At 72.4% G+C, this 22614-nt stretch carries 15 protein-coding genes; 7 read left to right on the top strand and 8 right to left on the bottom strand.

Translation table 11 applies throughout. The features are described from left to right. Positions 1-106 precede the first annotated feature (106 nt). Positions 107-1345 carry an ROK family transcriptional regulator gene (locus ACTOQ1_RS28470; protein WP_440071047.1) on the bottom strand — a complete coding sequence of 413 codons (1239 nt, stop codon included), beginning with the start codon at positions 1343-1345 and terminating at the stop codon, positions 107-109. A 314-nt stretch (positions 1346-1659) separates the two neighbouring features. Here ACTOQ1_RS28470 and ACTOQ1_RS28465 point away from each other — a divergent pair, with 314 nt between their 5' ends. From ACTOQ1_RS28465 to ACTOQ1_RS28455, 3 genes are all read left to right on the top strand, one after another. Next, a complete protein-coding gene (locus ACTOQ1_RS28465) occupies positions 1660-2946 on the top strand; it encodes a serine hydrolase domain-containing protein (RefSeq protein ID WP_440071046.1) in 1287 nt (428 codons plus the stop codon). A gap of 147 nt (positions 2947-3093) precedes the next feature. Next, entirely contained in the window at positions 3094-5352 is a 2259-nt protein-coding gene (locus ACTOQ1_RS28460; protein ID WP_440071045.1) for a protein kinase domain-containing protein, read from the top strand. Between the two features lie 257 nt (positions 5353-5609). Next, positions 5610-7994 carry an ATP-binding protein gene (locus ACTOQ1_RS28455; protein ID WP_440071044.1) on the top strand — a complete coding sequence of 795 codons (2385 nt, stop codon included), beginning with the start codon at positions 5610-5612 and terminating at the stop codon, positions 7992-7994. Between the two features lie 358 nt (positions 7995-8352). Here ACTOQ1_RS28455 and ACTOQ1_RS28450 read toward each other — a convergent pair whose 3' ends face one another. Together ACTOQ1_RS28450 and ACTOQ1_RS28445 are read right to left on the bottom strand one after the other, a co-directional pair. Next, the gene (locus ACTOQ1_RS28450; RefSeq protein WP_440071043.1) at positions 8353-8769 is read right to left on the bottom strand and encodes an ATP-binding protein; all 417 of its coding nucleotides are present in this window, start codon (positions 8767-8769) and stop codon (positions 8353-8355) included. 142 nt (positions 8770-8911) lie between these two features. Further along, positions 8912-9121: a DUF5999 family protein gene (locus ACTOQ1_RS28445; RefSeq protein ID WP_389912735.1), complete on the bottom strand. Its 210-nt coding sequence runs from the start codon at positions 9119-9121 to the stop codon at positions 8912-8914. 531 nt (positions 9122-9652) lie between these two features. On the opposite strand from ACTOQ1_RS28445, the gene ACTOQ1_RS28440 reads away from it, so the two are divergent. Next, positions 9653-11299, top strand: coding sequence for a CHAP domain-containing protein (locus ACTOQ1_RS28440; RefSeq protein WP_440071042.1), 1647 nt, complete (start codon positions 9653-9655; stop codon positions 11297-11299). Between the two features lie 75 nt (positions 11300-11374). On the opposite strand, the gene ACTOQ1_RS28435 is transcribed toward ACTOQ1_RS28440, so the two are convergent. Further along, positions 11375-13111 (bottom strand): trypsin-like peptidase domain-containing protein, encoded by a 1737-nt coding sequence (locus ACTOQ1_RS28435; protein ID WP_440071041.1) that lies wholly within the window; start codon positions 13109-13111, stop codon positions 11375-11377. Between the two features lie 123 nt (positions 13112-13234). Continuing rightward, entirely contained in the window at positions 13235-15481 is a 2247-nt protein-coding gene (locus ACTOQ1_RS28430; protein WP_440071040.1) for an MMPL family transporter, read from the bottom strand. A 126-nt stretch (positions 15482-15607) separates the two neighbouring features. Between ACTOQ1_RS28430 and ACTOQ1_RS28425 the strand changes: the two genes are divergently transcribed. Then, positions 15608-16138 carry a TetR/AcrR family transcriptional regulator gene (locus tag ACTOQ1_RS28425; protein ID WP_440071039.1) on the top strand — a complete coding sequence of 177 codons (531 nt, stop codon included), beginning with the start codon at positions 15608-15610 and terminating at the stop codon, positions 16136-16138. Positions 16139-16189: 51 nt separating this feature from the next. On the opposite strand, the gene ACTOQ1_RS28420 is transcribed toward ACTOQ1_RS28425, so the two are convergent. Continuing rightward, a complete protein-coding gene (locus tag ACTOQ1_RS28420) occupies positions 16190-18307 on the bottom strand; it encodes a protein kinase domain-containing protein (protein ID WP_440071038.1) in 2118 nt (705 codons plus the stop codon). 321 nt (positions 18308-18628) lie between these two features. Between ACTOQ1_RS28420 and ACTOQ1_RS28415 the strand changes: the two genes are divergently transcribed. Both ACTOQ1_RS28415 and ACTOQ1_RS28410 read left to right on the top strand, forming a co-directional pair. Beyond that, complete coding sequence (locus ACTOQ1_RS28415; protein WP_440071037.1) at positions 18629-19447, top strand: HipA family kinase; 819 nt, start codon at positions 18629-18631, stop codon at positions 19445-19447. Continuing rightward, a complete protein-coding gene (locus ACTOQ1_RS28410) occupies positions 19444-19821 on the top strand; it encodes a DUF3037 domain-containing protein (protein WP_440071036.1) in 378 nt (125 codons plus the stop codon). Before ACTOQ1_RS28415 ends, ACTOQ1_RS28410 begins: the two co-directional genes overlap by 4 nt. Before the next feature lie 21 nt (positions 19822-19842). On the opposite strand, the gene ACTOQ1_RS28405 is transcribed toward ACTOQ1_RS28410, so the two are convergent. Next, the gene (locus ACTOQ1_RS28405) at positions 19843-20685 is read right to left on the bottom strand and encodes a GNAT family N-acetyltransferase (protein WP_440071148.1); all 843 of its coding nucleotides are present in this window, start codon (positions 20683-20685) and stop codon (positions 19843-19845) included. Between the two features lie 60 nt (positions 20686-20745). After that, the gene (locus ACTOQ1_RS28400) at positions 20746-22353 is read right to left on the bottom strand and encodes an alpha/beta hydrolase (RefSeq protein WP_440071035.1); all 1608 of its coding nucleotides are present in this window, start codon (positions 22351-22353) and stop codon (positions 20746-20748) included. Between the last annotated feature and the right edge of the window lie 261 nt (positions 22354-22614).

Genomic DNA, 22614 nt, shown 5'->3' with positions numbered 1-22614 from the left:
TTCATCATCACGCTTAGTACAGAATGCAAAATAAGTGCTGAACGGACGCGGCGTCAACAGTCCCGGGGACACCGTGAGGGCGGTCGCGGCGCCTCGCCCTGCGAGGTCAGACGGGCGCGTGCCCGGCCGGCTCCGGCGTCGGGGGCGGGGGCGTGACGCGGCCCGCGGGACGCACCGCGTGGCTGCGCAGCAGGAAGTCCTCGACGACCAGGGTGGCCGCGCCCAGGGCGACCGCCTCGGCCCCGAGCCTGCCCAGCTCGATCGACGCCTGCGAGAAGGGCAGGGGCAGGGCGTACCGGGCGGCGGCGGCGCGGATCTCGGGAAGGAACCTCCGCCCGAGGAGGGATCCGGCCCAGCCGCCGAGGATGATGCGCTCGGGGTTGAAGAGGTTGATCAGGTTGGCCAGCCCGGCCCCCAGGCAGCGGACGGCCTCGTCGAGCGCGGGCCGCGCCAGCGGGTCGGCGAGGAGTTCGGCGAAGACGCTCTCCTCGTCGTCACCCCCCAGGTCCCTTCCCGCGCCGGCCAGGATCGCCTCGGCGCCGATGTAGGCCTCCAGGCAGCCCTGGCCGCCACAGCGGCAGGGGCGCCCGTCGAGGACGATCTTCGTGTGGCCCCACTCGCCCGCGCCGCTCGCCGTTCCCCGGTAGGTGACGCCGCCGTTGATGATGCTCGCCCCGGCCCCCGTGCCGATGAAGGTCATGACCAGGTGCTGGGCGCCCTTGCCCGCACCGAACCAGAGCTCGGCCTGGCCCGTCGTCTTGACGCCGTTGTCGGCGAAGATCGGGAGCGAGGTGCCCTCGCGGAGGAGCGCGCCCAGGGGTACGCCGTCCCAGCCGAACGCGCGGGCGTGGATGAGCAGGTCGGAGCCCTGCTCGGCGACGCCGGGAACGCCGAGACCCATGCCGAGCACCTCGGACTCCGTGGCTCCGGCGTCGGACAGGACCGCCTGGAGACCGTCGAGGATGTGCCGGGCCACCACGGCCGGTTCGTGGTGGCTGGGGTCGAGGGCGAACTCCTTCCTCGCCCGCTCCTCCATCGCCAGGTCGTACAGCTCCACCCGGACGCGCGTCTCCCCGACGCCCACCCCGACCACGTATCCGTACGAGGGATCGACCTTGAGCATGATCCGTGGTCGCCCGCCGTCGGAGTCGACGGAACCGGTCTCCACCACGATGCCGTCCGTGATGAGGTCACCGATCACGTTGCTGACCGTGGCGGCGCTGAGGCCGGTCAGCTGGGCCAGATCGTGCCTGCTCAGCTCGCCGGCGAAGTACAGCGTCCACAGGACCACGGACCGGTTGCCCTTGCGCACGTCACGAAGGGTCCCCCGCTGTGGACGGCTCATGCTTCTCCCCCGGGGAAGTAATTTCAGATGTTAGTACAACTACTCTAGTCACTGCCGGACCTGGCTTTTCTGCCACGCTCCCACCTGACGGGGCACGGCCCGCCCGTATCGCGCGTGAGGAGAGTTTCCCAGGTCGCGCCGCGCGTCGCCATGCCCGGCCACACCGTGGAACCTGCGGGCGGAGAACCCCAGGTCTCCTGGGCGCGGACGGCCCCGGTTGTTAGGCTCGGCCACCAAGCAAGTGCTCACTCCAGAGCACGGGCAGGTGCCCACCCCAGGGCACGAGGACGGGCGAGGACGGGCGAGGACGGGCGATGGCGGCAGACGGCGGGACCGAGGGTCGTGTGGGGACGTACGGGCACTGCGACCCGCGCTTCTCGCGGGTACGGGAGGTGTTCGACGCGCACTTCGCCGGCGGCGAGGAGCTGGGCGCGGCGTTCGCGGTCTTCCTGGACGGCGAGCCGGTCGTGGAACTGTGGGGCGGGGTCGCCGACCGCCGCAGCGGGCGGACCTGGGAGCGCGACACCCCCGTGCTGGCGTACTCGTGCACCAAGGCGGTGACCGCGACGGTCGCGCAGCTGCTGGCCGAACGCGGCCTGCTCGACGTCACCGCCCCGGTCGCGGACGTCTGGCCGGAGTTCGCGCGGCGCGGCAAGGAGCGCGTCACCGTCGAGCACCTCCTCACCCACCAGGTGGGGCTGCCCGTGATCGAGGAGGAGGTCCCCGTCGAGGAGTTCGAGGACCAGGCCGCCATCGCGGACCGGCTGGCCGGGCAGGAGCCGATCTGGGAGCCGGGCACCGCGCACGGCTACCACGCGCTGACGTACGGGTTCCTGGTCGGCGAGGTGGTCCGCAGGGTGTCGGGCAAGTCCGTGAGCGAGATCGTGGCCGCCGAGATCTCCGGTCCCCTCGGCCTGGAGCTCTGGGTCGGCGCCCCGGACGACGTGGCGGCGCGGGCGGCCCGGCTGTCCGCCGGGGATCGCCCCGCGCCCCCCGCCGCCCCGCCCGCCGATCCGCCCGTCGCCTCGCCGTCCGCCCCGCCCGCGGAACCCGCGGCGCCGGAGCTGCCGGGACAGGGGCCGGGAGACCCGGTCTACGAGATGGCCAGGGCCTCGCTCGACAAGGACAGCCTGCTGAACCGGGCCCTGGGCAACCCTCCGATCCACCGGCTGCGGGGCGGCGCCAACCACCCGGTCGTGCTGCGCGCGGGCTGGCCCGCGATGGGCGCCGTCACCACCGCGCGGGGCCTGGCGGGTTTCTACCGCGACCTGGTGGCCGGGCGGATCCTGCGCCCGGAGACCCTGCGCGGCGCGACGCGCAGGAGGGTGAACGGACCGGACAGGGTGCTGTTCCTCGACAGCTCCTTCGGCCTGGGCTACATGCGCCCGGCGCTGACCTTCCTCACCCCCGCGAGAGGCGCGGAGACCGCGTTCGGCCACACCGGCATGGGCGGGTCGCTGGGCCTCGGCGACGTCGAGCACGGCCTGGGCATGGCGTACACGATGAACAGGATGGCGGGCGCCGCCTCGGGGAACCTCCGCGCCTACCGCCTGGCCGAGGCCGTCTACGAGTCGCTCCCCCGCGCCCACCCGGCCCGCTGACCCCCGCACCCACTCTGCCCCTGCCCCTGCGCGGTCGGCTACCGAGCACGATTCCAACGTCACCATTCGCAAAAGTTGACCAATCGTGACAACCAACCGCAGGGGTGAGACCGTCGAACAAGTCGACGGCACTCGGAAGGGGACGGGATGGTTCCGGGATACCGCGAGGTTCGGGAACTCGGCGCCGGCGGGGGCGGGCGCGTGGTGCTGGCCACCTACGCCCCCACAGGCGCCTACGTGGCCATCAAATACCTCAACGCGACCCTCAAGGACGATCACCGCTTCCTGGCGCGCTTCCGCGCGGAGGCCCGTGTCATGGTGGAGCTGCAGGACCCGAACGTGGTCCAGCTCTACGAGTACTACGAGGACGTGCTCGAAGCCGCGATCGTGATGGAGCTGGTCGACGGGGTCGCGCTCAGGCGGATCCTGTCCGAGCACGGCAGCACGAGCCCGGAGGCGGCGCTGGCCGTGCTCAAGGGCTCGCTGCTCGGCCTGGCCTTCGCGCACGCCGCCGGTGTCGTGCACCGCGACTACAAGCCGGAGAACGTGCTGATCCAAGCCGACGGCGGCAGCAAGCTGGCCGACTTCGGCATCGCCGCCCACGTCGGGGAGACCGGGACGACCGCCGGCACCCCGGCCTACATGGCGCCCGAGCAGTGGGAGGGGGCGCCGGCGAGCGCGGCGACCGACGTCTACGCGGCCACGTGCGTGTTCTTCGAGTGCCTCACCGGGCGCAGGCCCTACCTGGCCGACCACCGCCTCGTGCTGATGCACCGCCACCGGCACGAGGCGATCCCGGTGGAGGAGGTGCCCAGCTCGGTACGCGGGCTGGTCACGCGGGGCATGGCCAAGAACCCGGCGGACCGGCCGCAGAGCGCGCGGGCGTTCCTTGAGGAGCTGGAGGCGGCGGCGCTGGCGGCGTACGGGCCGGAGTGGGAGCAGCGCGGGCGGCGGCACCTGGCCGAGCTCGCCACGCTGCTGGCACTGGCGTTCCCGCTGGCCAAGCCCGCGCCGAAGGCGGCCTCCTCGGTCGCCCAGACGGTACTCGGCCGGGTGGGGCGGGTGCGCCGTCCCCGGCTGGGCCCCAGGACCCTGGCCGGGCTGGGAGTGATCACCGTCGCGATGACCGCCGGTGTGATCGCGGCCAACCGGCCGCAGGACCGGCTCTCCGCCGACACGATCTTCACCCCGCCGCCCGGTTCCGCGATGATCGAGGAGACCCCCGCGCAGCGGCGGCGGAGCCAGGTGTCGGCGCCTCCCGATCCCTCCGCCGGGCCGGGCCGCCCCTCGGGAAGTGCCGCCGCCAGAAAGCCCGGCTCCTCCCCGAACGGCGCGAACCCCGGCCAGGTCACCTCGCCCCCGTCACCGGTCCCCACCCGGACGCTGATCTCCCCGCCCCCCGCCCCTCCCTCGCCGACCGGCTCGCAGCCACCGCCCCCGTTGCCCACGCGCTCGCGAACCGCGGCCCCCACCCGCCCGCCCACGCCCGTACCCACGTCCACCCGGCCGCCGGTACCGGAACCCACCGGGACGGGGGCGCCGGGGTCCGTGCACACGGTCAGCGGCCTGAAGGTCGTGGGAATCGACTCGCTCGGGGCCACGGTCGGCTTCCGCGCCTCCACCACGGGGAAGGTCGCGGTGACCGTCACCTTCGCCGAGGGACCCGATCCCGGCCGGCTCGTCCGGGCGGCCCCGCGCACCTCCGTGATCGGCGGGCTGAAGAGCTACTCCCACACCGTCCCGCACGACTTCACCGTCCCCGCCTGCGAGCAGACCCTCTACCGCCGGGTCACGGTCTCCACCGTGCCCCGTTCCCCGGGCGGAGCGGCCAGCCGCACGGAGAGGGTCGGCGGCGAGCCGTGCGCGCCGTCCACGGTCTCGATCACCTCCTTCGACGGCACCACGGTCGGCTTCCGGGTGAAGGCCCCCAGCACCTGGCCGGTGACCGTGCGGCTCGGGTTCCTCCAGACGATCGGGGACACGCGAGAGACGCTGACCAGCAGCACGCGGGAGCTGGAGCTGTCCGGCGACACGGAATACGAGCGGGAGGTGATCGGGAAGTTCGCCGCCCTGCCCCGGTGCGGGGGGCACGTCACGCGGGTGGTGGTGATCAACACCGATCCCATGGGTGATTTCCCCACCCGGAGTGTCCGGATCGACCTGCCCCCCTGCGCCCCCGACCCGGGCACGAACCCGGACCCGGACCCGGACCCGGAGACAGGCCCGGAGACAGGCCCGGAGACAGGCCCGGAAACGACCCCGGAGACAGGCCCGAACACGGAAACGACCCCGGACACGAGCACGGACCCGGGCCCGCGCGAACCCCGGGACTCGGAGAGCCCTCCCGGGAACGGGCCCGCCCTGGTGGACATCGACCTGGGCGGACTCCTGGACGGCCTCCTGTGAGGTGATCGTGCCCGCGCCGGCGTGGTGAGCGGCGGCCACCGAACCGGACCGGACCCGCCGGCCGGCGGCACACCCCGCCACCGGAACCCCCGGGCCGGGGCGACGGGTCACCGGCCCGCGCCCCCGCCGGTGCCCGCCCAGGTCACGGGGCCCGGGACACGGGAACGCGCGGGAAAACGGCCTGCGCATAGTGTGGATTGTGCCGGTTGGATCCGGACATACGGCGATCCGCTCGCCGAAGCCGGCGTGAGGCACTGATGGATGAGGTGGCATCGGTCACCCCGAAGCGGTGGCAGGCGACGGCTCTGCCCCCCGAGGTGACCAGTTTCGTGGGGCGTCGGCACGAGATGGCCGAGGTCAAGCGCCTGCTGTCCGGAGCACGCGTGGTGACCCTCACCGGCCCCGGCGGGGTCGGCAAGACCCGGCTGGCCCTGCGCGTCGCCGCCGACGTCCAGCGGGCGTTTCCCGACGGGGTGTGGCTGGTCGAGCTCGCCGGGCTGGAGAACCCGGAGCTGCTCGCCGCATCGGTGAACGAGGCCCTGGCGATCAGGGACGTCTCCCACCGGCCCCCTGTGGAGGTGCTCGTCGACCACCTGCGGGAGAAGCGGGCGCTGCTGATCCTCGACAACTGCGAGCATCTCCTGCGAGCCTGCGCCGTACTGGCGGAAACCCTCGTCCGCGCGGCCCCCTCCCTGCGGATCCTCGCCACCAGCCGGCAGGCCCTGGGCATCTCCGGCGAGCAGACACTGGTCGTGCCCACCCTGCTGCTGCCACCGCCGCCGGGCCCCGGCGGCCCCGGGCCGTCCGCGGAGCCGCCGGCGCAGTCGGAGGCGGTACGCCTGTTCGCCGAACGGGCCACCGCCGTCCTGCCGGACTTCACGCTCACCGAGGCCAACAGGTCCGCGGTGGAGGAGATCTGCCGCCGGCTGGACGGCATCCCGCTCGCGATCGAGCTGGCGGTCGTGCGGCTGCGCGCCCTCTCCCCCGAGGAGCTGCTGGCCCGGCTGGACAACCGGTTCCGGCTGCTGACCGGCGGCTCACCCGCGACGCGGCCCCGCCAGCAGACGCTGCGCGCGCTGATCGACTGGAGTTACGCCCTGTGCACCGAGAAGGAGCGGCTGCTGTGGGAGCGCGTCTCGGTGTTCACCGAAGGCCTGGACCTCGACGCGGCCGAGGCGGTCTGCTCGGGGAACGGCATCGACCGCGAGGAGGTGGTCGACCTGGTGATCGAGCTGGTGGGCAAGTCGATCCTGGTCCGGGAGGACCTTCCCGCCACGTCCACCGCGACCCGCTACCGGTTGCTGGAGACGATCAGGCAGTACGGCCGGGAGAAGCTCGTGGCCTCGGGGCAGGAGAGCGCCCTGCAGCGGCTGCACCGCGACCACTATCGCCGACTGGCGGCGCAGGCGTACGCGGAGCGGTTCGGCCCGCGCCAGGTGTCCTGGCTGGGCAGGCTGAACCTCGACCACGCCAACCTGCGCACCGCGCTGGAGTACTGCTTCGGCGAGTCCGGGGAGACCTCCACGGCCCTGGGCATGGCCACCGATCTGCTCTACCACTGGATCACGAGCCACTACCTCAGGGAGGGGCGCCACTGGCTGGACCTGAGCCTCCTCTCCGGTACCGGCTCCGACGAGGTCCGGGGCCGCGCGCTGTGGTCCAACAGCTGGCTGGCCGTCATCCAGGCCGACATCGTCTCCGCCGCGACGATGCTGGAGGAGGCCAGGGAACTCGGCTGGCGTCCCGGGCACGAGCCGGTCCTGGCCTACGTCGCGCTCTACTCGGGGATGATCGCCATGTTCCGGAGGGACGTCGATCTCGCGATCAGCCTGTACGAGGAGGCGGTGACGCGCCACCGCGCCGACGACGACCCGGCGGGCCAGGCACTGGCGCTCGTCCGGCTCTGCCTCGCCCACTCCTTCCGGGGCGACTGGCCGAGCGCCGTCTCCGCCGGCGAGGAGTGCATCGCGCTGTGCGACGCCCACGGGGAGGGCTGGCACCGGGCGTACGCGATGATGGCGCTCGGCGTCGGGGTCTGGTGCCAGGGCGACGCCCCGCGCGCCACGGAGCTGGAGAAGGAGAGCCTGAGGTTCAACCGCTCACTCGACGATCTTCTGGGCGTCGGCGTCAACGTGGAGGTGCTGGCCTGGATCGCCGCCGCGGACGGCGACCACCGGCGAGCGGCCAGGTTGCTGGGGGTGCTGGAGACGGCCTGGCAGGTGATCGGGGCGCCGCTGTCCGGTTACGGGCACCTGACGCGCTACCACGACGAATGCGAGGAGCGCACGCGCGAGGCTCTCGGAAAGCAGGCCTTCGACACCTTGGTCAGGCAGGGCTCGAAGATGCGGTGCGACGAGGCCTTCGCCTTCGCTCTCGAAGAGGAGGCGCCCCGCGGCGAGCCCTCCGGCGAGGCCGAGGAGCCGTCGCCGCTGACCCGCAGGGAGACGGAGATCGCCAAGCTCGTCGCCCAGGGGCTGAGCAACAAGGAGATCGCGTCCTCGCTGACGATCGCCCAGCGCACCGCGGAAGGTCACATCGAGCACATCATGACCAAGCTCGGCTTCCACTCGCGGGCCCAGATCGCCGTCTGGACCGGCGAGCGCATCCGGAACGCGGACGGGAACCGCACGCCCGACGGCTGACGGGCAAGACGGAGACGACGGGAAAGCCAGGACGCCGGAGCCGACGAGTGCGATGATCCCGTCGGCTCCGGCGTCCGGCTGGAACCGGGTCGGGGGACTCGGCTCCGGCCTTCGGAGGTGGTCTGTGCGCCCGGCCCTCGTGGAACCGGGCGGCGGGGCCCGGGGCGGTGGTCCTGCAACCCGTGGCCGGGGTTGTGCGGTCTTTTACCCCCGGGACGGCGCGGGCGGGGCTTCTCAGCCGGGGCCTCAGGGCAGATCTCCGGGTGGCTCTCCGGGGCGGCGCGTGCGGCCGATCTCGCGCGGTCGGCTCTCGGCGTGTACGGCCGGCGCGGAGGCGGCGCGTCGATCGACCTCGCGGTCAGGCCTCGGGAGCGTTCGCGATGAGCTCGAACCAGACGGCCTTGCCGTCGGTCGTACGGGCACTGCCCCAGCAGCAGGACAGGAGCTCGAGCAGCTGCAGCCCTCGTCCCCGCTCCTCGTCGTCGCGTGCCCGGCACACGCGGGGCAGGTGGCAGTCAGGGTCCGCGTCCTCGACCTCGCAGCGCAGCAGGCCGTCCTGGAAGGAGAGGGCGAATCCGATGGTTCCCCGCGAGTGGCGCAGCGCGTTGGTGACCAGCTCGCTGACGAGCAGCTCGGCGACCGTGCTGTGCTCGTGCAGTCCCCAGTCCGCCAGGCAGGCGCGGGTCAGATGGCGTGCCTGGGGCACGGATGCCGACTCGGGTGCGAAGGAGCACGACGTCTCCTGGCCGTACGGCGCTCCGAGCAGAGCGTTCATGAGCGTTCACCTACGTGGTCGGCGGTTACCTCGGTCGGGCGCGGTTCGCACGCGCGTCCGCCGCCGGAGACCTCAGGCCGCCGCGGAGCAGTCCGCCCGCGTGGCGTGTTCGGTCCCGGTCCGGCGGGCACGCGCGACGAGATCATGCCGCCTGCCCCAAGGAGACGCGGTGCAGAGGCATGCCGTGGACGGGAGTGCTGCGACCGTCAGGCAGGAGCGCTCCGGTGTCGTCGAAGACCACCACGCCGTTGCAGAGCAGGCCCCACCCCTGCTCGGGGTGGAAGGCCACGAGGGACGCGGCTTCGTGATCGGGTGCGCTTGCGAGTGGGCAGCGCGGCTGGTGTTGACACATGGCTCGTACCTTTTTACCTTCACTGGTTGCTGTTGAGCCTTTCCTGGTGTGACCAGCATCTCTCAGCACCCATACGTGCATAGCGGGATAAATACCCATATGTCTACCCATTTCGCCGAAAAGGTAAAGAAACCAGGCGCTGGCGCAAAGAACGATCGGCAAGATCGAACGGGGCGGATACGGCGGTCCCGGCCCCGGTCGCGGCGACCCAGTAGATCTTTTTCCCGGACGGTTTACCATCGGAGATCATCCGGAGGCCCCCTGACATCGTCTTTTATCCGCATGTGTGACACCGAGCTCCTTGACGCGTCCTTTAGCATGTCGTGACCTGTCCTTGGGGCCGGGTAGCCTCCCTCGGCACGGAAGACAACTGGCCAGTGGTGCCGCCACACGCGTCCCTCCACACCCCCCGGTGGGCTCGCGTGAACGCGCCGTCGCTCAACCTCGTCTCCCGGTGGCCAGGTCGCGAGGCGGAGCGACCATGCCCGCACGGCCGCCGGGGGTCCCCCGAAATCCTCAATGACACCTGAGATGCGCAAGTTCATCGAGCTGCTGGAGAGCCAGCTCGGATACTCCGAGAAGAGTGGCGGCTACACCAAGTTCGGTGACTGGTACGGCAAGAACGTCGAGTTCGACGCCGACTACACCGCCGCCCCCTGGTGTGACATGTACCTGTCGTGGGCGGCGGAGAAGCTCGGCTACCAGGAGTGGGTCGGCCAGTTCGCCTACACCGTCCACCACGCCCAGTGGTTCCGGCGGCAGGACGCCTGGGGCACCGTCCCCAAGCCGGGGGCCATCGTCTTCTTCGACTGGAGCGGCTCGAACAGGATCGACCACATCGACCACGTCGGGATCGTCACCGGGGTCGAAGGGGGCAGGATCCACACGATCGAGGGCAACATCGACGGCGGGATCGCCAAGCGCAAGGAGCGCGACACCGGCAAGGTCGTCGGCTACGGGTATCCGGAGAAGATCAAGGCCAGGCTGGACCGGGAGGCGACCGAGAAGCAGACGCTCGTCAGGCCCGCCGACGCGGCCGGGGACAACACGGTGGTGATCGGCCCAGGACCCGGCCTGCTCGCCATGCTCCCCGCCCCCGTACCCGCACGGGAGACCCGCACGCCCACCGGGCCGGACACGGGTCCGGGCAGGCCCAAGGCCGCCCCCGGGCACGCCGCCGGGACGACGACCGGCAGAACCGGGAAGGACGGCGGGGACGCCAGGGCCGCCTCGGGGAACGACGGCAGGACCGCGTCCGGGAAGAGCCCCGCCGCGAGCGCCCCGCAGAACGATCGGACGACCGCGAAGGCGCCGGTCAGGACCCAGGAACCGGCCTCCGCCGGCCGCACCTCGCCGGGCAAGCACGCCAAGGCCTCCACCGCCGACACCAGCGCGCTCGCCGTCACGCCCACCGCCGCCGTCCGCGACCTCGCCACGCCCGCCCCGGGGTTCGACGCCCCCGCCGTACTCGCGCCGGTGCTGCTCGCCGCGGTCGCGATCCTCGCGCACGGCAAGGCCCGGCAGTCGCGGGTACGGCTCCTCGCACCCGCCTCGGCTCTCTCACCCTCGGCCCGCAGGACCCCGGGCTCGGTCCGCAGGACCCCGGGTCGCCGCCGCGCACCCGGCCGCCGCCGCATGCCCGGGAACGCCCCCGCCCGCGACCTCTCGTACGCACCGGCCCCGGCCCGGGGGTCCGTCACCCCCCGGGAGCTCGCTCCCGAGAGCACGTTCGCCCCGGCCGCGAGCACCGGGTTCCCCTCACTCACGACCTCCGTCGCCCACGTCGAGGAGCCCCGCGTGCCGGACCGTCGCGACGACCGTCCCCGCGCCCCCTACCGGGGCAGGCGTCGCCTGCACGAGCATGCCGTGGTGGAGTCGTCGACCTTGGTCCAGGACTCCCCGCCGCGCGGTCGCCGCCACCGCCGGGCCGACCCCGTGGCCACCACCGCCATCCCGGTCGTCCCCGCGCGTCCCGCCCGCCCTACCGCGCCCGCCCGCCCGGTCACCGGCCCGAGAGCGGCCGTTCCCGTCCCGGCGGCCCGGGCGGGCCAGGGCGATCCGGCCGGCCCGGCCGCCGCGGCCCGCTCCGCCGCGCCCCTCGCCGAACCGGGCGACATCCTGGTCCACAGCGGCTACCGGGGACGCCGCCGGGCGGAGGCGCTGGTCCAGCTGGTCTAGCCGTGCTCAATCTCTGTGGCCGGTACGGCCGGCCCCTTGAGGGGAGCCGTCGCGGCCTCGGCGGGGCGAGAGTGCTCAGCGCTGCTCGGGCGGGCGCCCCATGGTCCGGCGCAGCTGCTCCAGCTCCGCCTCCAGCCCGGCGATCCGGGTGTCGGCCCCCGGACCTCCCGGCCTTCCGGAACCCCTCGGGCCCCGCTGGGGCTGCGGCGGGCCGTAGGGCGAGTGCGGGTGGACCGCCCGGGTGTCCTCGGGCGCGGCCGGGAGCGGGTAGGGCGCCCGCTGCTGGTACTGCTGCGGCGCACCGTACGGCTGTCCCTGCTGCCCGTAGTGCGGCGGGCCGTACTGGCCGCCGTGCGCCGGGTGGCCGGGCTGCGCACCGTACGGAACGGGCGGGAACGAGGCCGGCACCCTGGCACGGCGCCTGCCCCTGGCGACCGAGGCGATCGTACCGATCACGAACAGGGCGATCAGGCCGCCGCCGCCCCACAGCAGCCACGGCAGGATCGGCGTGCCGCTCTCGTCCTTGCCTGCGGTGATGGCCTGCTGGGAGTCGCTGACGTACTTGGCGACGTACGGGTGGTTCGGCTGCAGCGCCTGCGTCTCGCGGAACTTGGGCAGCGCGTCGGAGTACCGGTTCTGGAAGAACAGGTCGAGCGCCTCGTTGTAGGCCTTCGTCGTCGACGACTCGGCCGGCTTGATGTTCTTCTCGTTCAGCTTCTCCTTGACGATGCTGACCGGCAGCACGAAGCTCTCACCCTCGGTGGAGCCGCCGTCCTGCTGGATCAGGCCGCCGACGAGGATGCCGATGACCCTGCCGTCCTTGCTGAACACCGGACCGCCCGAGTTGCCCGGGTACGAGGGCGCCTGGGTCTGGATGTACGGCACCCCCTCGGGGGTCTGGCGGGCGGCGTTGTAGGGGCCCTCGGTGAACGCCGGATCGAGCTTGGACTCCAGGTTGAAGATCGAGGTCTGCGTCACCGTACCGGGAAATCCGCTGATGTACAGGGTGTCGCCGACGCGCACGTCGGAGTCCTCGCCCAGCGGCACGGTCGGCAGGTTGCTCTGCCCGTTGGCCTTGAGGATCGCGACGTCCTTGCCCGGGTAGACGGTGCCCTTGGCGACCAGCTCGATCGGCACCGTCTTGGTGGTCTTGTCGACACCCCCGCCCGGCAGGCTCTGCAGCAGCGAGAGCGAGCTCTTGACGTTGCGGATCTTGATGTTGTCCGCGTTCCAGACCTGGAAGATCTTCGTCGCCGTCCTGAGGATCTCCTCGTCGGAGGCGATGTCGCCGAGGTCGGCGACCAGGTCGGCGGCGTCCTTCTCGTTGATCTTCGTGAGGGCCTGGGCCGCGAAGGTCCGCGCCAGCTCGGTCTCCTCCTGGCCGACGCAGTGCGCCGCGGTGACCATGTAGCCGTCCGGCGTGACCCACCAGCCGGTGCACAGCCCGCCCGCCGTCGCCTCGACGACCCGCTCCCGCCCGCCGGGCGAGAAGTAACGGCCCGGGTCCTTGGCCATCTGCTGGACGACCCAGCGGTAGATGCTGTTCTCGTCGGAGGAGATCTTGCCGCTCTGCACGGCGTCGACCCCCTGCTGGGTCAGGGTCCTGATCGCCTCCAGGTTCGCCTCGGGCGTCGGCACGGCCACGTCGGCCGTGTAGGACACCGAGGTCAGCTGGACGGCCGGATGGGTCCTGGCCGCCAGCCACGTCCCGACGGGGACGTCCACCTCCTTGGGTTTCGCCATCGCGGTGCCCGGCAGGGCCAGCGTGCTCGCCAGCGCCAGGCCGGCGACGGCGCCGATTCTTCCCCACATCTTCGTACTCTCCCCAAACTCGCTTCCCGGGCGAGAGCATGGCGGAGGCCGCTTGGGGAGGACTTGGAAGCGACTGGGACACCGGCGGCGTTCCCGGCGGCACGGGGCGGAGGCCCGCTCCCGTCAGCCGCGGCCGGCGCCGACGAGTTCCCTGCGCGGCTCCTCCGGCCTCTCCGGCCTCTCCTCGTCCTCCTCGTGGCCCTCGACGGAGAGGTCGGGCAGGATGCGGTCCAGCCAGGCGGGGCACCACCAGTTGGCCCTGCCGAGCAGGGCCATGGTCGCCGGGACCAGCAGGCCCCGGATGATCGTGGCGTCCACCGCGATGGCCACCGCCAGGCCGACACCGAAGATCTTGACCATGGGATCGGGGTAGGCGACGAACGCGACGAAGACCGCGACCATGATCAGGGCGGCGGAGGTGATGACCCTGCCGGTCGACCCCAGCCCCTCGGCCACCGCCCTGCGGTTGTCGCCGTGCTTCAGGTACGCCTGCCGCACGGCGGTGAGCAGGAAGACCTCGTAGTCCATCGACAGGCCGAACAGGATCGCGAACAGCATCAGCGGGATGTAGCTGTCGATCGGCACCGTGAAGAACACCGTGCTCAGGTAGGAGCCGTCCGCGCTGACCGGCGGGTCCATGCCGACCAGGCGGCTGCCCAGTCCCAGGGAGAAGACCAGCGAGAGCGCGCCGAACGCGGCGCCGAGGGAGACCAGGTTCATCAGCGCGGCCTTGATCGCGACGACCGGCGAGCGGAACGCCAGGAGCAGCAGCAGCGCGCTCAGCAGGACCACGACGCCGACGACCAGGGGCGTACGTCCGGCGATCCTGTCACCGGCGTCGGCCATGCCGGCGACCTGCCCGCCCACGTGCACCTGGGCTCCCTCGACGTCGAGCGCGCGCACCGCCCTGACCACCTCGAGCGCCCGGGGGTCGCCGGGGGCGTAGGCGGGGATCGCCTGCACCAGCGCCGCCGTACCGCCCCTGTTGAGGACCGGGTCGCCGACGTGGACCACTCCCTCGACGTCCGCGACGCGATCCTTCAGGTTCCGCAGCACGGCCGGGCTCGGCTCCCGGTCGACGACCCTGGTGTCCAGGTCCGCCACCACGACGAGCGGGCCGTTCATGCCGGGCCCGAACCCGGCCTGCAGGAGCTCGTAGGAGCGCCGCGTGTCGGTGCCGCGGTCGGCGTAGCCGTTGTCGAGCGGGCCCAGCTTGAGGGCGAGCGCGGGTGCGGCCAGCGCGCCCAGGAGGGCGACGCTGAGCGCGAGCACGCTCCACGGCCGCCGGGCCACCCAGTTGCCCAGCGAGGCCCAGCCGGAGGAGCCGTGACTGCCCCGCCGTCCCGTGAGCGGCAGGCGCAGCGCGTTGACCCGGTGCCCGAGCAGGCCGAGCAGCGCGGGGACCAGCGTGACCGAGGTGAACACCGCGCAGACGACCGAGATGCCGGTGATCCAGCCGAGCGTCTGCAGCATGGGGAAACCCGCGAGCATGAGCGCGCTGAGCGCGATGATCACGGTGCCCCCGGCGAACACCACCGCGCCGCCGGAGCCGGCGACCACCCGGCGGACCGCCTCGCGGACCGGCACGCCGTCGGCCAGCAGCTTGCGGTGCCTGCTGAGCAGGAAGAGCGCGTAGTCGATGCCGACGCCGAGGCCGATCATCGTCGCCATGATCGACGCCTGCTTGGGCACGTCCACGAGGTGGCCGAGCAGGCTCACCACGCCGAGCCCGGTCGCGATGCTGACCAGCGCGGTGAAGATCGGGATCATCGCGGCGACCAGGGTGCCGAACGCGAGCAGCAGCACCAGCAGCGCGCAGACCACGCCGATGATCTCGCTGGTCCCGGTCTTGATCTCCTTGTCCGCCGGGCTGCCCGAGGAGGCGGGCACCGCCTCGATGCCCGCCGCCCGTGCGGGTTCGGCCGCCTCGGAGAGGAGCCTGGTGGTCTCGGGCAGCTTGGTGGTGTCGTTCCCCTCCAGCTTGACCGCGATGATGCCGATCTCCAGGCTGGGGGCGAGACCGCCCACCTGGTAGGGGGATTTCACCTCCACCACGTGCGGCACCTCGCGGATCCGGTCCACGGCGCGCTCCACCGCGCGCTTCCTGTCCTCGGAGATGAGGGAGCCGTCGGGCGAGTAGAGGACGATCTGGGCCGAGCTCCCCACCCCGTAGCCGGGGCCGAAGCCGTCCTTCATCAGGTCGACGGCCCGCTGGGCGTCGGTGCCGGGAATGCTGACGTCGTTGCTGACCGGGCCGGGGAAGAACACCGATCCCGCTGTCAGCAGCGCCGCCGCGACCACCCACAGGGCCAGCACGGCCTTGCCGTGCCGCGCGCACCAGCTTCCCAGCCGCCCCAGCAAACCAGACATCGGTGACCGCCCCGCTTTAGAGTGTCAAACGTCCTGAAAAGCCGTACTGTACGCTCGTACAGAACCTACGGTATAAGAGTAGGGGGACAAATCCGGAAATGCTCTAGGCGGCGTGGGACTGAGACGATGACCACACTCGAGCACGGGCACGACACGCGGGAGCGGATCCTCGACGCCGCCCGCCAGCTGTTCGCCGAGCGCGGCTACGCGGCGACCTCGCTCGCCGACATCGCCTCCGCCGTCGGCCTGACGAAGACGGCGGTCGCCTACCACTTCCATCCCAAGGACCGCCTGGCCACGGAGCTGATCGCACCCGCCGGCCAGGACATCGTGGCCCTGATCGAAGACGACTTCGACGACGACCGCGCCTTCGTCGAGGCCCTGGTGACCTTCACGGTCAGGCATCGGGCGATCATCCGGCTGATCATGGAGGACATCAGCGGCGCCGACGACGCGCCCCCCGGCTCCCCCGGCGAGGCCATCCGCGCCTTCCGCGACGCGATCTACCACCGCCTGGCCGGGCCCGACCCGGACCCCGCCCGCCGGATCTGGGCCTGGACCGTACTCGGCTCGCTCCAGTCGGTGGTCAAGACGATCGAACTTCCCGAGGAAGAGGTCAGGAAGACCCTCCTGGCCTTCGTGCTGGCCTCTTTCTGATTCCGAGGCACCCCTTCCCTGGGCTCCTCGCGTCCGGTCACCCCGGACGTCTCATCCGGAAGGGGCGGCCTCCCCGGGAACGGGCACCGGCGGGACCGTGGGATCGGGAGGCTCGGTGCTCTCCCCCGGCCCCGGTCCGGGTCCGCTCTGGCCCCCGACACCGACCGTGATCACGATCGTCGCACCGGGCCTGGCGCAGGTGCCGGGCGCGATGCTCTGCGCCAGCACCACTCCGTCCTGGCCCGCGCCGGTGACCAGCCGCGCCCGCGTCCGTACGGCGAACCCCGCCCCGCCGAGGGTGTTGGAGGCGTCGGTCGCGCTCTGGCCGGTGACCGGTGGCACCGGGACACCGTGCCTGGAGACGACGAGCTCCACCGCGCTCCCCGGGGAGACACGCCTGCCCGCGCCGGGGGTGCTGGCGAGCACCCGCCCGGCCGGCTGGTCGGAGCAGCGCGTGCTGACCCCGCCGGCGACCAGCCCGGCCTGGGCCAGCGCCGCCTGGGCCGCTCTCCTGGCGAGACCGACCAGCGTGGGCACCTGGGTGCCACCGGAGACCCGCAGGTCGACCCTGCCCCTCTTCGGCAGCGCGGTCCCCGGCGCCGGGCTGCTCGCGAGCACCTCACCGAGCGGCCGGTCGGAGGTGACCGCCCTGACGGCCCCGGTGACCAGCCCGGCCTGCTTGATCAGACGCGCCGCCTCGGAACGATCCAGCCCGACGAGCGCGGGCACGACCACCGTGGCGGCGGGGGGCGGCAGGGGGGAGGATCTGACGCCCTCCGCACGCGGGGGCTTGGCCGGGACCGTCGGCGGGTTCGGGAGCGGTTTGATCGGAGCGCTCGCCCTGCCCTCGTGCGACGTGGTGTCGTCCTGGGGGGTGGACTCCACCGCCGGGACGACCGGCGGGACGGGCGCGCCGCCCGGCGCGACGCCGCTCAGCGCCGGGACCAGGACTCCCACCAGCACGGCGGCGCTGATGAGCAGCGCACCGGAGACCGCGACCGAGGCCCTGGTGGCCGCCTGCCCGGGGTGGGTCCTGGGCTCGTCGAAGTCCTCGCCCCCCGCGGGGAACGCGCGCCCGCCGGGCGGCGCGCCCGCCGAGGACGCGCCGCCCGGTTCACCGGTCCCGCCGAGCCCGGCCCGCCAACCGGTCCCCGTCGCGCCCCGCCTGCCGGAAAGGCCCGTGACACCGGGCTGAGCGGAGAAAGCCGAAGGGCCGGAGAGAACCGAAGGGCCGGAGGAGACCGGAGTGCCGGAGGAGACCGGAGTGCCGGAGGAGACCGGAGTGCCGGAGGCGTCGGGCCCGCCGGGCGCGGGCGGGAATCCCGGCACCGGCGAGAACCGGGACTCGGCCACCGACCGGCCCCCGTCGTCACCGAGCAGCGCGAGCAGCAACTCCCTGCTGGTGGGGCGGTTGCGGGGATTCTTGTCCAGGCAGTCGACCACCAGCGCGCCGAGCAGCCCGTCGAGACGGCCCAGTTGCGGGGCCGCGGTGAGGATCCGGTTCAGGACGGCCGCGATCGAGTCCTGCCCGAAGGGCGCGTGGGCGTTGGCGGCGAAGCACATCGTGGCGCCCCAGGCGAAGACGTCGGCCGCCGGGTTGATCTCGGCGCCCTCCACCTGCTCGGGCGCCATGTAGGCGGGGGTGCCCGCGCCGCGCCCGCTCTGGGTGGCCGCGGCGTCCAGCGCCCTGGCCAGCCCGAAGTCGATGACCCTCGGCCCGTCGGGACCGAGCAGCACGTTCTGCGGCTTGAAGTCGCGGTGCACGATCCCGGCCCGGTGGATGGCCGCCAGCGCGGTGGCCGTGCCGATGGCCAGGCGCTCCAGCCTGCCTCCCTCGCGGGGCCCGCTGACCGCGACCTCGCGGTGGAGCGACGGGCCGTCGACGTACTCGCTGACGATGTAGGGGCGGTCGCCGTCCAGCCCGGCGTCGATCACCTGGGCCGTGCAGAACCGGGCCACCTGCTTCGCCAGCTCCACCTCGCGCAGGAAGACCTCGGGGTCCTCCCCCACCGAACCGTGCAGAAGCTTGACCGCGTAGGGCTCGGAGCCGGTGTCGGGGCGCACCCCGACGTAGACCACCCCCTGCCCACCCTCTCCGAGACGCCCGATGATCTCGTACTCACCGAGCGCCGCCGGATCCCCCGTCTTGAGCGGCTGCGCATACGGCACGCGAGCCTCCCCTCGCCGCCACCCTTCTCACTCAAGAAGAAGCATCGCCGACAGTCAACGGGAATGAAGGTCTTGTCTTCCTCACCGTGACACTCATGTGATGCTCAGGTCAGGGCAAGACACAACACATCCTCCGAATACGCGGCCGCCTTTTCTTCCGGCCCACCGTGCCGTTTTCTCTTCACCCTCCTTACTCTTTTCCCGTCTCCCGCGCCGCACGGACCTCCCCCCTTCTCCCGGCCCTTTCTCTGCGCCTCCCGCCCCGTGCGGACCGTTCCCCGCCTGGACGGGAGGCGCGAGCCGACCCGGTAGCCTGGCGAGGTGCTTGAAGCGATCAAAGCCACCCGTTACGTGACGCCGCTGCGCGAGGGCGGCTCGCTGCCCGGGATCATGGAGGCGGACGACCTCGGCACCTACGTCGTGAAGTTCCGCGGTGCCGGGCAGGGTCGCCGGGTCCTGGTCGCGGAGGTCGTGTCCGCCGGGCTGGCCCGGCGCCTGGGATTCCGTACGCCCGAGCTGAAGGTGATCGACGTGGATCCGCAGCTCGGCGCCCGCGAGCCCGACGAGGAGATCCAGGACCTGCTCAAGGCCAGCGAGGGCAACAACCTGGCGGTCGACTTCCTGCCGGGCGCGCTGGGCTTCGAGCCACTGGCCTGGTCCCCCGAGGCCGGGTTCGCCTCCCGCCTGCTCTGGTTCGACGCGCTGATCCACAACGTCGACCGGAGCTGGCGCAACCCGAACCTGCTCCTGTGGCACGGCGACACCTGGCTGATCGACCACGGCGCGGCGCTCTGGTTCCACCACAACTGGCCCTCGGCCAACCCGTTGCGCGACTTCGACGCGGGCGACCACGTGATGGCGCCCTTCGCCACCCGGATGCCCGAGGCCGACGCCGAGTTCAGCGAGCTGATCACCAGGGACCTGCTCGACGGGGTGGTGGACGAGGTCCCCGACGAGTGGCTGGAGGACGAGCCGGGGTTCGACGGGGCGCAGGCCGTGCGGCAGGCGTACGTCGAGCACCTGCTGGCCCGCGCCCAGGGACCGCGCACCTGGCTGCCGCGGCCCTCGGGCCAGGAGCCCCGTCAGGACCAGGAGAGGAAGACCGGCTCGGTGGGCGCGTTCTGGAAGGACAACCGGTGAAGGACGTCTACGAGTACGCGGTCATCCGGGTCATCCCCCGCGTGGAGCGCGGCGAGCTGATCAACGCCGGCGTGCTGCTGTACTGCCAGTCCCGCGGCTACCTGTGCGCCCGGGTGGAGTTGGACGAGGCGCGCCTGCGCGCCCTCGACACCGGGGTGGACCTCGACGGGGTACGGCACGCGCTCGGCGCCTACCAGCGCTCCTGCGGCGGTGACTCGGGACCCCTGACCAAGGAACCGCTGGGCAGCCGCTTCCGCTGGCTGACCGCTCCGCGCAGCACGATCGTGCAGACCGGCCCGGTCCACGCCGGCCTCACCGCGGATCCGGAGGCGGAGCTGGAGCACCTCGTGACCCGGCTGGTCCGCAGCCCCTGAGTCCCGGCCTCGCGAGAGACCTCAGAAGAGCACCGACATGAAGGTGCCGACCTCGACGAAACCGGCCCTGCGGTAGGCGGCCCTGGCGGGGGCGTTGTAGTCGTTGACGTACAGCGACACCACCGGGGCGAAGTAGTCGAGCGCGTGCTTGATCACCGCGGCCATCCCCGCCACCGCGTGGCCGCGGCCGCGCATGTCGGGGTGGACCCAGACGCCCTGGATCTGGCAGGCGTGCGGCGTCACCGCGCCGATCTCGGCCTTGAAGACGACCTTGCCGCCCTCGATGCGGGCGTAGGACCTGCCGATCCTGATCAGCTCGGCGACCCTGGACCGGTAGAGGGCGCCGCCGTCCCCGAGCTCCGGGGAGACACCCACCTCCTCGGTGAACATCGCCACGCAGGCCGGCAGCAGGATGTCGAACTCGTCGGGCCGGACGCGGCGCACCAGCGGGTCGGCGGGGACGGGCGACGGCTCGCCGATCACCATGACCGGCTGTGCCCAGCGGATCGCGCGGGCGGCACCCCAGTACGGCTCCAGCCGCTCCCAGAGCACCTCCACGGCGTCCGCCGGGCCGACGATCGAGGAACAGCGGCGGCCCTGCTTGCGCGCGCGATCGGCGAAGGCGTAGACGGCGTCCGTACCGGCGTTGACCGGAACCAGGTTCGCCCCGGCGTAACAGATGGAGGTCAGGCCGCCGCGCGGCCCGAACCCCCACATCTGGCCACCGAGCCTGGCCGGATTGAGCCCGACCGAACGGACCCTGGAGGCGACGAAGACATTGCCGACGGGGTCGGTGTCGAGAAGCGCCAGGACCTCGTCTCGATCGTTGTCGTCGAGCACGCGCGACGCCGTTGTGCGCAGCATCACGTGCTCAGCCTACGCGACCCCCTCGAATTTGGCAGGAACCAACACAGAGCCTCTCATCTACCTGCTTTGGTCACCTCGTCCTGCCGTGTGCCCGGCGGGCACGCGGACGGTCGCGGGGGCGACCACCGGTACGGGCGCGGGGATTCCGGGGCACCGGGCGTCCGGCGTGCCGGAGCCCTGGCGACCGCCGGGAAGGGTGCCCTCCCTGAGGTAGGCGGCCAGGCGACGGTCGACGCAGGCGTTCCCGTTGAGCGCGACCCCGTGGTTGCCGCCCGGCACGGCCAGCAGCCGGGAGCGGTGGAACATGGCGCGCATCCGCACCGCCCCGGCGTACGGGGTGGCGGCGTCGCGCTCGCCCTGGATCAGCAGGATCGGCGGCAGCTCGGCGTTGTCACGGATCTGCACGGGCCTGCCCGCCTGCTGCGGCCAGAACGCGCACGGCGCGTTGTACCAGGCGTTGGGCCAGGTGAGGAAGGGCGCCTTGGCGTTGGCCTTGGTCATGTCGGCCCGCCAGCGCGCCCAGTCGCGCGGCCAGGCGGCGTCGCGGCACTGCACCGCGAGGTAGACCGCGTAGCTGTTCTCGTCCTTGGCGTCGTTCACCGCGTGCTTGCGGTAGGTGTTGACCAGGGGGGTCGCCTCACCCTTCTTGACGTAGGCGGAGAAGGCCTTGGCCAGCTGCGGCCAGACGGCGTCGGAGTAACCGCCCAGGGTGTAGACGTCGTCGAGCTCGCTCGGGCCGACCACCCCTCCGGCCGGGCGGTCGCCCAGCCGGTCCCGCATGGCGTCCCAGGCGAAGGAGACCGCCCTCTCGGTGGCCCCGAGCCGGTAGACCGGGTTGTGGCGGGCGACCCACTTCAGGAAGTCCCTGTGCCTGTCCTGGAAGGCGATGCTCTGGTCGAGGTTCGAGCGGTACCAGATGCCGCGCGGGTCGACCACGCTGTCCAGGACGAGCCGCTTGAGCCGGCCGGGGAAGAGCGTCGCGTAGACCGCGCCGAGGTAGGTCCCGTACGAGTAACCCAGGAAGCTGATCTTCGGCTCGCCGAGCGCGGCCCTGATCACGTCCATGTCCCTGGCGGAGTTCTCGGTGGTCATGTGCGGCAGCATCCAGCTCCACCGCTCGCCGCACGCCTGGGCGTACTTGCGGGCCCGGGCGATCAGCACGCTCTCGTCGCGCCTGGTTACCGGCACCTGGTCGGGACGGGGCGCCTGGTAATACTTCTCGGGGTCGACGCACCTCAGCGCGGGCTCGCTCGCCCCCACCCCGCGCGGGTCGAAGCCGATCACGTCGAACCGGTCGGCCAGGCCTTCGGGAAGCCCCGCCGCGACGCCCCTGACCAGGTCCCGGCCCGACGCCCCGGGACCACCCGGGTTGACCAGCAGCGCGCCGAGACGGTCGTGGGCGGCCTTCCCCCTGATCCGGTTCAGGGCGATGCCGACGGTCTGCTGCGGGTTGGCGTAGTCGAGCGGCACCCTCACGGTGGCGCACTCCATCGGGTTGTCGACCCGTCCGGCGGGAGCGGGCACCGCCCCGGTCACCGGGGTCGCCCCCTCGCAGGGCCCCCAGACCAGTTCCTGTCTCTCCTGGGCCACCGCCCCCTGCGGCACCCCCACCGCCGCGGCCAGCATCGCGATGCTCGCGGCGATCCCGACGACCCTCTTCTTCACTGTGTGATCCCCCTACTCGTACGGCAGAGGCGATGGTCTCCCGGGGGCGGCGCGATCATCCGGAACACAGCCGGATGCCTGGCAAAGTGTAGTCAGATGATTGCTAAGTGTAATGACGCGAGGTCCGGGCGAAGGCCCCGCGCGGGGGGCGCTGCGGAAGGACCGGTCCACCCCGGTGCGAGTCACACGCGGGGGCGTCGCGGAAGAGCCGGCCCGTCCCGGTACGGGTCACGCGCGGGGACCTCGCGAAAGGCCCGGCCC

This window comes from Streptosporangium sp. OZ121, from assembly GCF_051918885.1.
Classification (GTDB): domain Bacteria; phylum Actinomycetota; class Actinomycetes; order Streptosporangiales; family Streptosporangiaceae; genus Streptosporangium.
This window is presented reverse-complemented; position numbering and strand designations above follow the sequence as displayed.